This is a genomic window from Streptomyces sp. NPDC052042 (assembly GCF_044548345.1).
In the GTDB taxonomy this organism is placed as follows: Bacteria; Actinomycetota; Actinomycetes; order Streptomycetales; family Streptomycetaceae; genus Streptomyces.
Map to the genome: position 1 here is coordinate 134,655 of NZ_JBIUBU010000013.1, position 15,022 is coordinate 149,676.

The 15,022-nt window shown below is 72.0% G+C and carries 12 protein-coding genes; 9 read left to right on the forward strand and 3 right to left on the reverse strand.

Going from position 1 to position 15,022, the window contains the following annotated elements:
• Positions 1-35 precede the first annotated feature (35 nt).
• The 3 genes from ACIHCL_RS21990 to nudC are packed head-to-tail and all read left to right on the forward strand — an operon-like array spanning position 36 to position 6,412.
• A complete protein-coding gene (locus ACIHCL_RS21990; RefSeq protein WP_399864119.1) occupies positions 36-4,004 on the forward strand; it encodes a UvrD-helicase domain-containing protein in 3,969 nt (1,322 codons plus the stop codon).
• A 10-nt stretch (positions 4,005-4,014) separates the two neighbouring features.
• Positions 4,015-5,409 carry a dipeptidase gene (locus tag ACIHCL_RS21995; RefSeq protein ID WP_399864120.1) on the forward strand — a complete coding sequence of 465 codons (1,395 nt, stop codon included), beginning with the start codon at positions 4,015-4,017 and terminating at the stop codon, positions 5,407-5,409.
• 55 nt (positions 5,410-5,464) lie between these two features.
• Positions 5,465-6,412 carry an NAD(+) diphosphatase gene (gene nudC, locus ACIHCL_RS22000; RefSeq protein ID WP_399864122.1) on the forward strand — a complete coding sequence of 316 codons (948 nt, stop codon included), beginning with the start codon at positions 5,465-5,467 and terminating at the stop codon, positions 6,410-6,412.
• 98 nt (positions 6,413-6,510) lie between these two features.
• On the opposite strand, the gene ACIHCL_RS22005 is transcribed toward nudC, so the two are convergent.
• Entirely contained in the window at positions 6,511-6,765 is a 255-nt protein-coding gene (locus tag ACIHCL_RS22005) for a mycoredoxin (RefSeq protein ID WP_399864123.1), read from the reverse strand.
• Positions 6,766-7,140: 375 nt separating this feature from the next.
• Between ACIHCL_RS22005 and ACIHCL_RS22010 the strand changes: the two genes are divergently transcribed.
• The 5 genes from ACIHCL_RS22010 to ACIHCL_RS22030 all read left to right on the forward strand — a co-directional run bounded on the left by ACIHCL_RS22010 (position 7,141) and on the right by ACIHCL_RS22030 (position 11,163).
• Positions 7,141-9,336 (forward strand): ATP-dependent DNA helicase UvrD2, encoded by a 2,196-nt coding sequence (locus ACIHCL_RS22010; protein ID WP_399864124.1) that lies wholly within the window; start codon positions 7,141-7,143, stop codon positions 9,334-9,336.
• Between the two features lie 173 nt (positions 9,337-9,509).
• Entirely contained in the window at positions 9,510-9,827 is a 318-nt protein-coding gene (locus ACIHCL_RS22015) for a hypothetical protein (protein ID WP_399864209.1), read from the forward strand.
• Between the two features lie 194 nt (positions 9,828-10,021).
• On the forward strand, positions 10,022-10,390 hold the full coding sequence (locus tag ACIHCL_RS22020; protein WP_399864125.1) for a WhiB family transcriptional regulator: 369 nt from the start codon (positions 10,022-10,024) through the stop codon (positions 10,388-10,390).
• Positions 10,387-10,746 carry a hypothetical protein gene (locus ACIHCL_RS22025; RefSeq protein ID WP_399864126.1) on the forward strand — a complete coding sequence of 120 codons (360 nt, stop codon included), beginning with the start codon at positions 10,387-10,389 and terminating at the stop codon, positions 10,744-10,746. The genes ACIHCL_RS22020 and ACIHCL_RS22025 overlap by 4 nt, the downstream gene beginning before the upstream one ends.
• 201 nt (positions 10,747-10,947) lie before the next feature.
• Positions 10,948-11,163, forward strand: coding sequence for a hypothetical protein (locus ACIHCL_RS22030; protein ID WP_399864127.1), 216 nt, complete (start codon positions 10,948-10,950; stop codon positions 11,161-11,163).
• Positions 11,164-11,314: 151 nt separating this feature from the next.
• Here the strand turns inward: ACIHCL_RS22030 and ACIHCL_RS22035 are convergent, their stop codons facing one another.
• Together ACIHCL_RS22035 and ACIHCL_RS22040 are read right to left on the reverse strand one after the other, a co-directional pair.
• The gene (locus ACIHCL_RS22035; protein ID WP_399864128.1) at positions 11,315-12,748 is read right to left on the reverse strand and encodes an ABC1 kinase family protein; all 1,434 of its coding nucleotides are present in this window, start codon (positions 12,746-12,748) and stop codon (positions 11,315-11,317) included.
• Between the two features lie 41 nt (positions 12,749-12,789).
• Positions 12,790-13,935, reverse strand: a complete 1,146-nt coding sequence (locus ACIHCL_RS22040) for a ThiF family adenylyltransferase (RefSeq protein WP_399864129.1) — start codon at positions 13,933-13,935, stop codon at positions 12,790-12,792.
• Positions 13,936-14,385: 450 nt separating this feature from the next.
• On the opposite strand from ACIHCL_RS22040, the gene ACIHCL_RS22045 reads away from it, so the two are divergent.
• Positions 14,386-15,009, forward strand: coding sequence for a M48 family metallopeptidase (locus ACIHCL_RS22045; RefSeq protein ID WP_399864130.1), 624 nt, complete (start codon positions 14,386-14,388; stop codon positions 15,007-15,009).
• Positions 15,010-15,022: the final 13 nt, after the last annotated feature.

The following is a 15,022-nucleotide window of genomic DNA, read 5'->3' on the forward strand; positions in this document are numbered from 1 at the left end:
GCCCGCTGTCGGCGCGGGCGGTTAGCCTCGATCGGGTGTCCCCGCGAATCACCGATCCCGAGCAGCTGAAAGAACTCCTCGGGATCCCGTTCACCCCGGAGCAGACGGCCTGCATCACCGCGCCGCCCGCCCCGCAGGTGATCGTCGCGGGCGCCGGTTCCGGGAAGACCACGGTGATGGCCGCCCGCGTGGTGTGGCTGGTGGGCACGGGACAGGTCGCCCCCGAGCAGGTCCTCGGTCTCACCTTCACCAACAAGGCGGCGGGCGAACTGGCCGAACGCGTCCGCAAGGCACTGATCGCCGCCGGGGTCACCGATCCGGACGTCATCGACCCGGACGATCCGCCCGGCGAGCCGAGCATCTCCACGTACCACGCGTTCGCCGGCCGGCTTCTCACCGAGCACGGGCTGCGCATCGGGCTGGAACCCACCACACGCCTCCTCGCCGACGCCACCCGCTATCAGCTCGCCGCGCGCGTGCTGCGTGAGGCTCCCGGCCCGTATCCGGCCCTGACCAGGTCGTTCGCCACGTTGGTCAGCGATCTGCTGGCCCTCGACGCCGAACTGGCCGAGCACCTCGTGCGGCCCGAGGAGCTCATCGCGTACGACACCGACCTGCTCCACACACTCGAAACGGCCCGGCTCACCAACGCCGAGCTGCGCAAGATCCCCGAGACCGCGCGGGCCCGCCGCGAGCTGCTGGACCTGACCCGGCGCTACCGCGAGGCCAAGCGGAGCCGCGACCTCATCGACTTCGGCGACCAGATCGCGCTCTCCGCCGAACTGGCCCTCACCCGCCCCGAGGTCGGTGCGATCCTGCGCGACGAATTCCGGGTCGTGCTGCTCGACGAGTACCAGGACACCTCGGTCGCCCAGCGGCTCCTGCTCGCCGCCCTCTTCGGCCGCGGACCGGACGGGTCGGCAGGGGCCGGGGGGTCGGCAGGGACCGGGGCGACAGGGACCGGGGCGACAGGGGCCGGGGGGTCGGCAGGGACCGGGGCGACAGGGACCGGGGCGGCGGCGAGCACACCGGCAGAGGCACCCGGGCAGGCCCGCGGAGACGGGACGGTGGAAGGCCGCGGGTCCGGGACGGGGCAGGCCCGCGGGGACGGAACAGGACAGGACTTCGGAGGCGGGACGGGGGAGCGCCGAGCGGAGACGACGCGAACAAGCCGCGGGAAGGCGGCGGCGGAGGAGCCGTGGCTGGTGGCGACCGGCCACGCGGTCACCGCCGTGGGCGACCCCTGCCAGGCGATCTACGGCTGGCGAGGCGCCTCCGTCGCCAACCTCGACGACTTCCCGCACCACTTCCCGCACGCCGACGGCACTCCCGCCACCCGCTACTCCCTCAGCGAGAACCGCCGCAGCGGCGGCCGGCTCCTCCACCTCGCCAACGGCCTGGCCGCACCCCTGCGCGCCATGCACGAGGGTGTCGAGGCCCTGCGCCCCGCCCTGGGTGCCGAGCGCGACGGCACCGTACGCTGTGCCCTGTTCCGCACCCACGCCGAGGAGATCGACTGGATCGCCGACTCCATCGCCCACCTCGTGAGGACCGAGAAGGAGCCGGGCGAGATCGCCGTCCTGTGCCGCACCGCGGGCGACTTCCCGGAGATCCACGCCGCGCTGGTGGCCCGTGACGTCCCGGTCGAGGTCGTCGGCCTCTCCGGACTGCTCCACCTGCCCGAGGTCGCCGACCTCGTCGCGGTCTGTGAGGTCCTCCAGGACCCGGGGGCCAACGCCTCCCTGGTCCGGCTGCTCACCGGCCCGCGCTGGCGGATCGGCCCCCGGGACCTGGCCCTGCTCGGCCGCCGCGCCCGTCTCCTCGTGCACCGCGCGGGAGCGGGTGAGGAGGACGCCTCCGATCTCGACCGCCGCCTCGCCGAAGCCGTCGAGGGCACCGACCCGGCCGAGGTGATCTCGCTCGCCGACGCGCTCGACACCTTCCTCGAATCGGGGGGCGCGGCGGACGACGGGCTGCCGTTCTCCGCCGAGGCCCGCGTCCGTTTCGCCCGCCTGGCCGCCGAACTGCGTGACCTGCGCCGCTCCCTGGCCGACCCCCTCATGGACGTGCTGCACCGGGTCCTCGCCACCACCGGCCTGGAGGTCGAGCTCTCCGCCTCGCCGCACGCGCTGGCCGCCCGCCGTCGCGAGACCCTCGCCAACTTCCTCGATGTGGCCGCCCGCTTCGCCGCCGTCGACGGCGAGGCCACGCTCCTCGCCTTTCTGGGCTTCCTGCGCACCGCCGTCCAGTACGAGAAGGGCCTGGACAACGCGCTGCCCGGCGGCGAGAACACCGTCAAGGTCCTCACCGCGCACAAGTCCAAGGGCCTGGAGTGGGACGTCGTCGCGGTGCCGGGCCTGGTCGCCGGGCAGTTCCCGAGCGGCCAGTCGCGCGACGCCTGGACGTCCCAGCCCCAGGTCCTGCCGCACGCCCTGCGCGGGGACGCGGACACGCTCCCCGCCCTCGACTCCCCGGACGCCAAGGGGCTCAAGGGGTTCAAGCAGGCGATGAAGGAGCACCAGCACACCGAGGAACTGCGCCTGGGGTACGTGACCTTCACCAGGCCCCGCTCGCTGCTGCTCGGCTCCGGCCACTGGTGGGGCCCCGCCCAGAAGAAGCCGCGCGGCCCGTCCGCCTTCCTGCGGGCGCTGTACGAGCACTGCGCGGCCGGGTACGGCGAGATCGAGGCATGGGCCGATGATCCGGCCGAGGACGAGGAGAACCCGGCGCTGGCGGAGAGGCGGACCGACCGGGCATGGCCGCTGCCCCTCGACGCCACCGCACTGGCCCGCCGCCGGGCCGCCGCGCACACGGTCCTGGCCCATCTGGACGCCCTGACCGCGACGGAGGGGACCGAGGAGGAGCCGGACGAGCCGGACGCGTACGGGGGCCGGGCCCGGGCCCCGGGTCCGCACGACGGTCCCTACGGGAGCGACCTGCGCGACGCCCCGCGCGGGAGCGGTCCACGCGACACCTCGCACGAGGACGAGCCGTACGGCGACCCCTTCCCCAACGATGAGTCGTACCCGGACGAGGCCCACCCCGGTGAGCCCCACCCCGACGACGCGCGCCCGGACGGGGCCGACGACTGGGACGCCCTGTCGACGGAGCGCCCGTCGGCCCTGTCGGCCCCGGCCCCCGCCCCGCGCGCTCCCGCGCCCGAGGCCCCCACCGTCCCCACTGCCCCCGAGGTCCCCACCGTCCCCGTCCCGGCGGCCCGCGCCCCTGAACGCGCCCCCGAACACGCCGGGGAAGCCCATCCCGCCGCCGGGCCGCCCGGCTCCGCCGCCGGGCCGCACCGCCTCACTCCCGAGGAGGCCCGGGTGCTCGCCTCCTGGGACCGCGACCTCGACGCCCTCACCGGAGAACTGCGCCGCGCCCGCGCCACCGTGCGCGATGTCCTCGTACCCCCCGTGCTCTCCGCGACCCAGCTGCTGAGGCTCGCGGACGACCCCGACGGCTTCGCCCGGGAGCTGGCCCGCCCCATGCCGCGGCCGCCGCAGCCCGCGGCCCGCCGGGGCACCCGTTTCCACGCCTGGGTGGAGTCCCGTTTCGAGGAGCTCCCGTTGCCCCTGCTCGGTCCGGACGAGCTGCCCGGCGGCGACGAGAGCGACGCAGAGATCGCCGACGAACGGGACCTCGCCGCGCTCAAGGAGGCGTTCGAGCGCACCCCGTACGCCCGCCGCACCCCCTACAAGGTGGAGACGCCGTTCCAGATCACGCTCGCCGGCCGGGTGATCAGGGGCCGTATCGACGCCGTCTACCGCACCGAGGACGGCTACGAGATCGTCGACTGGAAGACCACCCGCACCCACACCGCAGACCCCCTCCAGCTCGCGGTCTACCGCCTGGCCTGGGCCGAACTGCACGATCTGCCCCTCACCGCCGTCACCGCCACGTTCCTGTACGTACGCAGCGGCGAGACCGTCCGTCCCGCCCGGCTCCCGGGCCGGGCGGAGCTGGAGCGGATCCTGCTGGACGAGCCACCTCCCGACGGCCGATAGGCTCAAGAGCATGAGCGACACCCCGGACAGCGCCGTCCGTACGTACACCGAGCAGCACCGCACAGCCTTCCTCGACGACCTCGCCGCCTGGCTGCGCATCCCGTCCGTGTCCGCCCAGCCGGAACACGACGGGGACGTACGGCGCAGCGCCGAGTGGTTGTCCGCCAAGCTGAAGGAGACCGGCTTCCCGGTCGCCGAGATCTGGGACACCCCCGGCGCTCCCGCGGTTTTCGCCGAGTGGCCGTCCGACGACCCGGACGCCCCGACCGTCCTGGTCTACGGGCACCACGACGTGCAGCCCGCCGCCCGCGAGGACGGCTGGGACACCGACCCGTTCGAGCCGGTGATCCGCGACGGCCGCCTGTACGGGCGGGGCGCCGCCGACGACAAGGGGCAGGTGTTCTTCCACACGCTCGGTGTCCGGGCCCATCTCGCCGCCACCGGCCGCACCGCTCCCGCCGTCCACCTCAAGCTGCTGATCGAGGGCGAGGAGGAGTCCGGCTCGCCGCACTTCCGCGCCCTGGTCGAGGAGCGGGCCGCCCGCCTCACCGCCGACGCCGTGATCGTCTCCGACACCGGCATGTGGGACGAGACGACGCCCACGGTCTGCACGGGCATGCGCGGCCTCGCCGAGTGCGAGATCGAGCTGCTCGGCCCCGAGCAGGACATCCACTCCGGTTCGTTCGGCGGCGCCGTCCCCAACCCCGCGACCGCCGTGGCCCGGCTCGTCGCCGCGCTGCACGACGCGGACGGCCGGATCACGGTCCCCGGCTTCTACGACGGAGTGACGGAACTCACCGAGGCCGAGCGCGCCCTTTTCGCCGAACTCCCCTTCGACGAGGCGAGCTGGCTGCGCACCGCCAAGTCCGGGGCGGTGTCCGGCGAGGCCGGCCACTCCACGCTGGAGCGCGTCTGGGCCCGCCCCACCGCCGAGGTCAACGGCATCGGCGGCGGCTACCAGGGCGCCGGCAGCAAGACGATCATCCCGTCCTCCGCGTTCGTGAAGCTCAGCTTCCGACTGGTCGCCGGTCAGGACCCCGACCACATCCAGCAGGTGGTCCGCGCCTGGGCCGAGGCCCGGATCCCGGCCGGCATCCGACACCGCATCACCTTCACCCCGGCCACCCGCCCCTGCCTCACGCCGCTGGACCACCCGGCCCTCCAGGCGGTCACCCGCGCCATGGGGCGTGCCTTCGGCCGGAAGATCCTCTTCACCCGCGAAGGAGGGTCGGGGCCCGCCGCCGATCTCCAGGACGTCCTCGGCGCCCCCGTCCTCTTCCTCGGCATCTCCATACCCTCGGACGGCTGGCACGCCCCCAACGAGAAGGTCGAACTGGACCTGCTCTTCAAGGGCGTGGAGACGGCCGCCCACCTCTGGGGCGAGCTGGCCGAGGCACTTCGTTGAGCTGGGCACCGAGTCCTCTGAACACCCGAACCGTCCCGGGGAGTGGGAAGCACCTGTGAGCACCTTCGACTACGCCGTCACGGACCGGCCCATCGGTCTCACGGCGCCCAGCGGCATCGACCGCGCGGCGCACCACCGCCTCGACGAGGCATGGCTGGCCGCCGCGTGGAGCCACCCGACCACGCGCGTGTTCGTCGTCTCCGGCGGACAGGTGCTGATCGACGACACCGCCGAAGGCGGTACGGAGATCGTCATGACGCCGGCCTTCGAGGCCCCGCCCACCGAGACCCACCGCTACTTCCTGGGCACCGACGCGGACGGTGTCAGCTACTTCGCGCTCCAGAAGGACTCGTTGCCCGGCCGGATGGACCAGCCGGCCCGCCCGGCGGGGCTGCGTGAGGCCGGGATGCTGCTCGGCCCCCGCGATGCCGCGCTGATGGTGCACGCGGTGGCCCTGGAGAACTGGCAGCGCCTGCACCGCTTCTGCTCGCGCTGCGGGGAACGCACGGTCATCGCGGCGGCCGGTCACATCCGCCGCTGTCCGGTCTGCGGTGCCGAGCACTACCCGCGCACCGACCCCGCGGTCATCATGCTGGTCACGGACGACCGGGACCGCGCCCTGCTGGGCCGTCAGGTGCACTGGCCCGAGGGCCGTTTCTCCACGCTCGCGGGCTTCGTCGAGCCGGGGGAGTCGATCGAGCAGTCCGTGGCCCGTGAGGTCTTCGAGGAAGCGGGCATCACCGTCGGCGAGGTCGAGTACGTGGCCAGCCAGCCCTGGCCGTTCCCGTCCAGTCTGATGCTCGGCTTCATGGCACGGGCGACCTCCGCCGAGATCGACGTGGACGGCGAGGAGATCGAGGAGGCCCGCTGGTTCTCTCGCGAGGAGCTGACCGAGGCCTTCGAATCGGGTGAGGTCCTGCCCCCGTACGGCATCTCGATCGCGTCCCACCTGATCGAGATGTGGTACGGAAAGCCGCTGCCCAAGCCGGGTGGCGTCGGCTGAGCACGCGTGACGGGCGCGAGGACGCCCCCCACCGCCGCCGGTGAGGGGCGTTCCTCCATGCTGCGGTCCACCTTCGTACCGCGGCCGCGCGGGCCGGGTCAGGCGGCGAGCGCCTGCTTCACCTGGGCCAGGGAGGGGTTCGTCATGACGGCCTCGGAGCCCGTCGCGCCGACCACCCGGACGGTGGGGACGGTCTGGTTGCCCCCGTTGGCCTTCTCGACGAACGCGGCGGACTCCGGGTCATGCTCGATGTTGATCTCGTTGTACGCGATGCCCTCGCGGTCCATCTGGCTCTTGAGCCTGCGGCAGTAGCCGCACCACGTGGTGCTGTACATCGTCACAGTGCCCGGCATCTCTTCCCGCTCCTCTGTTTTGTCCATCTTGTCCGTCTCAACGGTCCTGCACGGCCCGCTCGGTTGGGCAACGTACGCGGGCCGGCCGCCATTCCCGCCGCCGCCCGGCAGGGACGCATCTCACACCGGGTCACGACATGCCGCCGCATCGAAACGGCGGACGCGAGGGGCGAGGCTCTCGGCGCCACGCCCGTCCCTCGGCACCACGCCCGACCCTCGGCACAACGGCTGAGGCGAACGGGCCCCTGCCGCCGCGTCCCCGTCGAGTGCCATGCCTCCGGTCGAGGAGTGCCACGTTCCCTGTTAATACGACAGGCGGGATCCCCCTGTGGACAACCTCCGCACCGGCCCCGAGCGACCTGGCAGCATGGCGGGGTGACAGCAGCATCGCATTCCTCCCTCTTCCCACAGGTCCCGGAGTCGGCCGACGCCGTGCTCGACGGGCTGGACCCCGAGCAGCGCGAGGTCGCCACGACCCTGCACGGCCCGGTGTGTGTGCTGGCCGGAGCCGGTACGGGCAAGACGCGTGCGATCACCCACCGCATCGCCTACGGGGTGCGCGCGGGAATACTCCAGCCGACGAATGTGCTCGCCGTCACCTTCACCAACCGCGCCGCGGGCGAGATGCGCGGACGGCTGCGCCAGCTCGGCGCAGGCGGAGTGCAGGCGCGGACGTTCCACTCCGCCGCGCTGCGCCAGCTCCAGTACTTCTGGCCGAAGGCGGTCGGCGGAGAGCTGCCGCGGCTGCTGGAACGCAAGGTCCAACTGGTCGCGGAGGCGGCGGCCCGCTGCCGCATCCGGCTCGACCGCAACGAGCTGCGTGACGTCACGAGCGAGATCGAGTGGTCCAAGGTCACCCAGACCGTGCCCGCCGACTACCCGGCCGCGGCCGCCAGAGCCCATCGGGACGCCCCGCGCGATCCGGCCGAGATCTCCCAGATCTACGCCATGTACGAGCAGCTGAAGCGCGACCACGGTGTGATCGACTTCGAGGACGTGCTGCTGCTGACCGTCGCCATACTCCAGGACCGTCACGACATCGCCGAGCATGTCCGCCGTCAGTACCAGCACTTCGTGGTCGACGAGTACCAGGACGTCAGCCCCCTCCAGCAACGGCTGCTCGACCTCTGGCTCGGCGACCGGGACAGCCTGTGCGTCGTCGGCGACGCCGGCCAGACGATCTACTCCTTCACCGGAGCCAGCCCCGAACACCTGCTGAACTTCCGCAGCCGCCACCCCCGTGCGACCGTCGTCAAGCTGGTGCGGGACTACCGATCCACGCCCCAGGTCGTCCATCTGGCCAACGGACTGCTCGGCCAGGCCCGCGGTCGCGCCGCCGAGCACCGGCTGGAGCTGGTCTCGCAGCGCGACCCCGGCCCCGAGCCCGTCCGGACGGAGTACGCGGACGAACCCGCGGAGGCGGAGGGCACGGCCCGCCGCGTCCGCGAACTGATCGCCGCCGGCGTCCCGGCCGGCGAGATCGCCGTGCTCTACCGGGTCAACTCCCAGTCCGAGGTCTACGAGCAGGCCCTGGCCGACGCGGGCGTGTCCTACCAGCTGCGCGGGGCGGAGCGCTTCTTCGAACGCGCGGAGGTCCGCGAGGCCGGCACGGCCCTGCGCGGCGCCGCGCGCGCGGGAGGCAACGATCCCCTGCTGGACGACGCGGAGGACCTGCCGGCCCAGGTGCGAGCGGTGCTGTCCACCAAGGGCTGGACACCGCAGCCGCCCGCGGGCTCAGGGGCGGTGCGCGACCGCTGGGAGTCCCTCGCCGCGCTGGTCCGGCTCGCCGAGGACTTCGAACGCGCCAGGTCAGGGGCGACGCTCTCCGACCTGGTGGCGGAGCTCGACGAACGGGCCGCCGCCCAGCACGCCCCCACGGTCCAGGGGGTCACCCTCGCCTCGCTGCACTCCGCGAAGGGCCTGGAATGGGACGCCGTGTTCCTGGTCGGACTGACCGAGGGCATGCTGCCGATCGCCTACGCCAGGACCGACGAGCAGATCGAGGAGGAACGACGCCTTCTGTACGTCGGCATCACCCGGGCCCGTGTCCACCTCTCGCTTTCGTGGTCGCTCGCCCGTTCGCCGGGCGGACGCGCCGGCCGCCGCCCGAGCCGCTTCCTGACCGGACTGCGTGCCGGGACGGCGACCCGCGGCGTCCACGCCGAGGTGGTCGGGGGCGTCGGGGGCGAACGGCACCACGGCCCGACCGCCAGGCGCACCCGTCGCCGCCCCGCCCGGTGCCGGGTCTGCGGGAAGACCCTCACCGACGCGGGCGAGATGAAACTGATGCGGTGTGACGACTGCCCGTCCGACATGGACGAGGCACTGTACGAGCGGCTGCGCGACTGGCGAGCGGTCCGGGCCAAGGAGATTGGCCAGCCGCCCTATTGCGTGTTCACGGACAAGACCTTGATGGCGATCGCGGAAGCGGTGCCGGGCAGCGCGGGCGAACTGGCGGTGATCTCCGGTGTCGGCACGCGCAAACTGAACCGGTTCGGGACCGCGGTTCTCGCCATCTGCGCAGGTGGGATGGGGGAGGAAGCAGTCTCTGACGTCCCCGACGAGGCGTGAGCGAAACTCGTCGGAAAAATAGTTTGCGCCCGCACCAGTCATCACCATAGGTTCTTAACCACAGGGACAGCGGCTTCTCTGAAGCCCTGGCTCTGTGCTGTACTTATACGAATACGCAGGATCGGTCCGCCGGTCCCCCGAGACGCCGAGAGGAGGCGATTGAAGTGATCACCATGACCAAGACCAACAAAATGACCGATCTCTCGGTCGTCTCCGCCAGCTCGTTCGGCCTTGCCTGCCCCGCCGCCGCCTCGCTCCGTGGCACCGGTCTGTCCATCGTCAGCCCGCTGTCCTCCGCGAGCTTCCCGGTGCGGGAGCGCAATGAGCGACCGGCTCTGGCACCGGCAGCAGCAGTAGCGAAGGACAAGGCCCAGGCCTATGCCTTTGCGGCCGTCGGTGCGGGAGTGGAAGCCGACGCCAAGCAGCAGCAGACGACGCACCACACGATGTGGGCCTTCCGTGGGCCTGAACCCTGGAGAGAACCAGCCTGATTCAATGTCAGGCCGGCGCCTTCAGGGCCGCGGAACCCCACCCGGGATCCGCGGCCCTTTTGTTTGTCCACGCAGATGGACGGCCTGCCCGTCCACGCGGAGGACAGCGCGAAGGAGCCTCGGGACCAGCAGTACCCGGTACCAGCCGCCCCCCGGCCAACAGCCGGAACGACCAGACGAGGACACCACCCGCCGTGCAACTCGAAGCGCACGCCCCGTCCGTACCGCCTACCGACATGATCCCGCCGCCCGGTCTCACGGAGGACCCCGCCTTGACCCCCCTCACCGCGCTCACCGCGCTCGACGACGCCATCGAGAACCTCGGCGTACCCGTTCCCTGCCGCTCCTACGACCCGGAGGTCTTCTTCGCCGAGTCGCCGGCCGATGTCGAGTACGCCAAGTCCCTCTGCCGCACCTGCCCGCTCGTCGAGGCATGCCTCGCCGGTGCCAAGGAGCGCCGGGAGCCTTGGGGTGTCTGGGGCGGGGAGCTCTTCGTCCAGGGTGTCGTCGTCGCCCGCAAGCGGCCCAGGGGCCGCCCGCGCAAGAACCCGGTCGCGGCGTGACCGCCGGACTGGGGGGCATGGCCTCCAAACCCACGAAGCGCACCGGAACCATCGACCGTCCCCACACCCACGATCCCCGAAATCAGGCACCCATGTCCGTCCCCACCAATGAGCCCGCCGGCTCCGCAACACCGAACGCCACGCTCATCGGCGCGCACGGTTCGCGCCAGAACAGGACCCGCGAAATGCAACTCATCCCAGAAGCCCTGGCTCGTGCGCATATGCACGACCGCATGAGGGAGGCCGACATGCAACGCCAGGCCGTGCGCCTGGTGAACGCGCGTCGGATGCAGCGCAAGGCCGAGCGCGTTTCGATGCGCGCCCGCCGTGCGCTGGCCATGGCGGTCATGCACTGAGCCGTACGCGGGGCACAGTCGCCGCCGGGCAACCGCTCGGTCCGGCGGCGACTCACTCAGCCAGTAGGTCAGAACCCCTTCCGTGGGGCCGGTCCGTTCGGACCGGCCCCACGGTCGTTCGGTGCTTCGAAACACAACCGTCGCCCGGGTTGCACCGAGTGGTGCGGCGCACCACCGCGGCGGTCGAGTCCCCGTCGCGGGGTGGACGCGGAGACCCGTCCCCGTGACGAGCGGCCCGAGCGGCGGGAGACGGCGGCGGTCGCCTGTGCCCTGTGCGGTGTCAGCGCGGACGGCGTGATCGCACCGCCGACCTGGATCCGCTCCGTGGAGGACGGCGCCCGCCGGTACTTCTGCGATGAGTGCGCCCGCACGCACATCACGGCGATCGAGGGCCGCCTGGACTCCGCCTGGTGGTGACAGGACCGATGCGCTTGCCGGGCTCGGCCCCCCCCGCGTGCCCGCCGAGCGCACCGTCACCGCGTACCGGCAGAGCGCACCGTCATGGCCGGACTCATGCCGGCCGAAGCCGCCGCGGTGAGCCACTGTGGCGCGGGCTCGGCGCCCGGACTCAGTCCCCGGGCCCGAAGGCCGCCGCCTGTGCCCCGGCGACCGCGCCATCGGTCGGCTCCTCCTCTGCCAGGGGCTCCTGCTCGTGCTCCCACAGGAAACCCGGCAACCAGGACTCGAGTTCGTCGCGCAGTCGCACCGTCGCGCCCAACTGGCACAGCACCCCGATCGTGCTCAGGGTCACCCGGTGTATCAGCAGATAGGCGGGCGGCAGATTCAACTGCTTGCCCAACTGATAGGCGGGGGAGCGCGGATCACCGATCCGCGCGGCCTGATTGCGCATCCAGCTCCGGGTGAAAGTGAACTCCTCCACCTGCGCCGGTTCGATGATCGGGAGAAGGTAGTCCAGCACCGCGTCCGGGTCGAGATCGACCGACTCCTTGACGAAACCCTCCTCGGACAGCAGCTCGTACACCGCGCGCGCGTCACCCCCCAGCGCCAGCCGCAGGGAGTCCCCGATCGGCTGCGGCAGACCGCCCGGCAGCCGGTCCACCGTGCCGAAGTCCAGCACCCCGAGACGCCACTGCCCGCTCCCGCCGACCTCGTCCGCCTCGTCTGCCGGGGCCAGCAGCCGGAAGTTCCCCGGATGCGGGTCCGCGTGCAGCAGACCGGTACGCGCCGGACCCGAGAACAGGAAGCGCGCCAGCAACTGGCCGGCCCGGTCACGCTGCTCGGGCGTGCCCTCCGCGATCACATCGGCCAGCGGAACTCCGTCCATCCACTCCGTCACCAGCACCTGGTCGGACTGGTGCACCACATCGGGGATCACCACGTCCGGATCGGCCGCGAACTCCTCCGCATGGGCCTGCTGCGACCCTGCTTCCTGCTCGTAGTCCAACTCCTCCGAGACCCGGTCGCGCAACTCCGTGATGAGCGGTTTGATGTCGATGCCGGGAATCAGCGGACCGAGCAGCCGGGCGAATCGGGTGAGCTGGGTCAGATCCGAGAGCAGTGCCTCTCCGGCGCCCGGATACTGCACCTTCACCGCTACGTCCCGGCCGTCGTGCCACACTGCTCGGTGCACCTGGCCGATCGACGCGGCGGCCGACGGCTTGTCCTCGAACTCCAGGAACAGGTCCCGCCAGTCCTCCCCGAGCTGCTTCGCCAGTACCTCGTGCACCGTGCCGCTGGGCATGGGCGGCGCGGCGTCCTGCAGTTTGGTGAGCGCCGCACGGTACGGTCCGGCCACCTCCTCGGGGAGCGCGGACTCGAAGACGGACAGCGCCTGACCGAGCTTCATGGCACCGCCCTTCAACTCACCCAGCACCTTGAAGAGCTGATCAGCCGTCCGCTGCTGCACCTCCCGGGCGACCAGTTCCGCGGACTTCCCGCCGATCCGCTTGCCCAGGCCCCAGGTGGCGCGGCCGGCGAAGCCCAACGGCAGGGCCGCCAACTTGGCGGTACGCGTGACCGCTTTCCGGGGAAGATCAGACATGAGCCCCTCCATATCCCAGACTTCCGTGCCGCGTGCGGCGGTTACCCGGCCATTGTGTCGTGCGCCGTGCCGGCCCCGGAGGCCCGCTCCCTCACAGTGTGCCCAGCGGCTCCGCAGGGACAGTCGAGATGCGCCGTCATCCGCTCCGACCGCCAGTCCAACAGCGGCAGCGCGGTCTCCCAGCGGGTCCCCGTGCTCGCGGGCAGATCACCGTCCAGGAACGACAACGCGTGCGCGGCCGCCAGCCCGGCCACCGCTGTCGCCAGCCCCAGATCGCATGCCTGCACGGCGTTCCGCCGCCCGGAACGCCACTGCGACAGCATCCGGGGCCACTCCTCGTCCGCATCCGCGCGACTCAGCGCCAGACACCCCGCGCATGCCGTGCCCCCGGGCAGGACCAGGGGGCCGACCACCCCCGTGGCCTCCACCACTCCGGCATAGAGATGAGGGGTGCCGGAGGTGATCCACTGCTCCGCCGACCGAGGATCCGGGACGTACGCGCCGAAGCCGTCACGAGGAGCCATCACGATCAGCGAGAGTCCCGGTTCTCCGCTCTCCGGGGAACCGGCCGTCTCCGCGGCGCGGGGAGCCGAGCCCGCCGCGGACCGGCGGACCAACTGCCGGGCCGCGGTGTCCCTGCGCTCCCCGACCGCGGCCGACGGCAGCCCGGCGGGCGAGACGTCCCACGGCTCGGTGTGCCCGCCGTCCAGCACCTCCACCCGGCCCACTCCGGATCCGGACAGCACCGCCGCGATCGCGGCACCCACCCGGCCCGCACCTCGGACCTGGACCCGCATCGCCCGACGGGCCGCCAGCCGGCGCATCCCACCGCCCGGATCGGGATGGACGATCGACAGCGACGCCAGATCGGGGCGGTGCCTCTCCAGGGCGCCGGGCCGGTTTCTCAGCGCGTCGGCCTCGGGGCCGACGGACCGCACATCGTCGAGCAGTCCCGCATCGGTCAACCGACGGATCAGGACGTCGACTTGGTGATCGGAAAGGTCCAGCGCCCGTGCCTCCTCGCGGAGCAGCGGCAGGCCGCGCGTGCCGTCGAGCAGTTCCAGGAAACTGCTGGTCGCGATGTCCATCGGACCGAGCTTCACCGCATGGGCGGGCGTCACCCCGAACTGGACGGTCCCCCGGCCGCGCCAGGCGCGGCGCAGTGCGGGCTTCAACATCGGATACATGGCTTCCCCCGGTCCTCGTGCTGTGCGGTGTGCTCCGCGCTGTACGTTCTGGTTTCTCTGCGCTGCGTTCTTCGCGCCGCTCTCCGTTCCGTTCTCGGCGCGGTTACCGGCTGCCTTCCGGTGAGATCTCCGCCCGCGATCTCTGCTCGTGGACTCCGTCCGTGATCTCCGCTCGCGAACTCCGCTCAAGATCCCGACCCGTCATCCGGCTGTGATTCCGGGTCGTGATCCCGCACGAAAGCCATTGCGGGTCGGAGCCCGTGTACACGGGCATGCGCCGGGCCTTCGCCGGGACGCGTTGTTCAGAATGCAGGGCAGCGCCGAATAGCGCGGAAAGTTATCCACAGGTGTGGTGTATTTGTCGTTCAAATGGTGCAGGCTGCGGAGTGGATCAAGCGTGAACCGTCCGGAGGCGGCACCTGCTCCGCCGTGACCGGGTAACGTCGTGGCGTGCCCACCGACCCATCACCCGGAACCGCCGGAGAGTCCCCTGCGGGCAATGCCCGAACCCGTCGGCGCGGCGTGGCGGACCGTTCGCCCCGCGCCTCGGCGACGAGTGCGGTCGAGGTCCGCAGGAGCAACCGCCGCAGCAGGACGGTCTCCGCGTACCGCGAGGGGGACCGCACCATCGTGCTCATTCCGGCCCGGATGTCGAAGGCGGAGGAACAGCGGTGGGTGAGCGTGATGCTCGACAAGCTGGCCGCCCAGGAGAGCAGGAGCGTGCTCGGTGACGCCGAACTCGCCGAGCGTGCCGAGCGGTTGTCCGCCCAGTACTTCGAGGGCCGGGCCCGGCCCGCATCGGTGCGCTGGGTGACCAATCAGAACACCCGGTGGGGATCCTGCACCCCGGCGGAGGGCAGCATCCGGCTGTCGCACCGGTTGCAGGGCATGCCCGAGTACGTCGTCGACTACGTACTGGTGCACGAGCTGGCCCATCTGCTGGTGCCCGGTCATGGTCCGCGGTTCTGGCGGCTGCTGGAGGCGTATCCGCGCACCGAGCGTGCGCGCGGCTACCTGGAGGGCGTGGTGGCGGCGGACCGGCTGCCGCATCTGCCCGCCGCACGCGGTGAGTGACGTTCAGCGATTC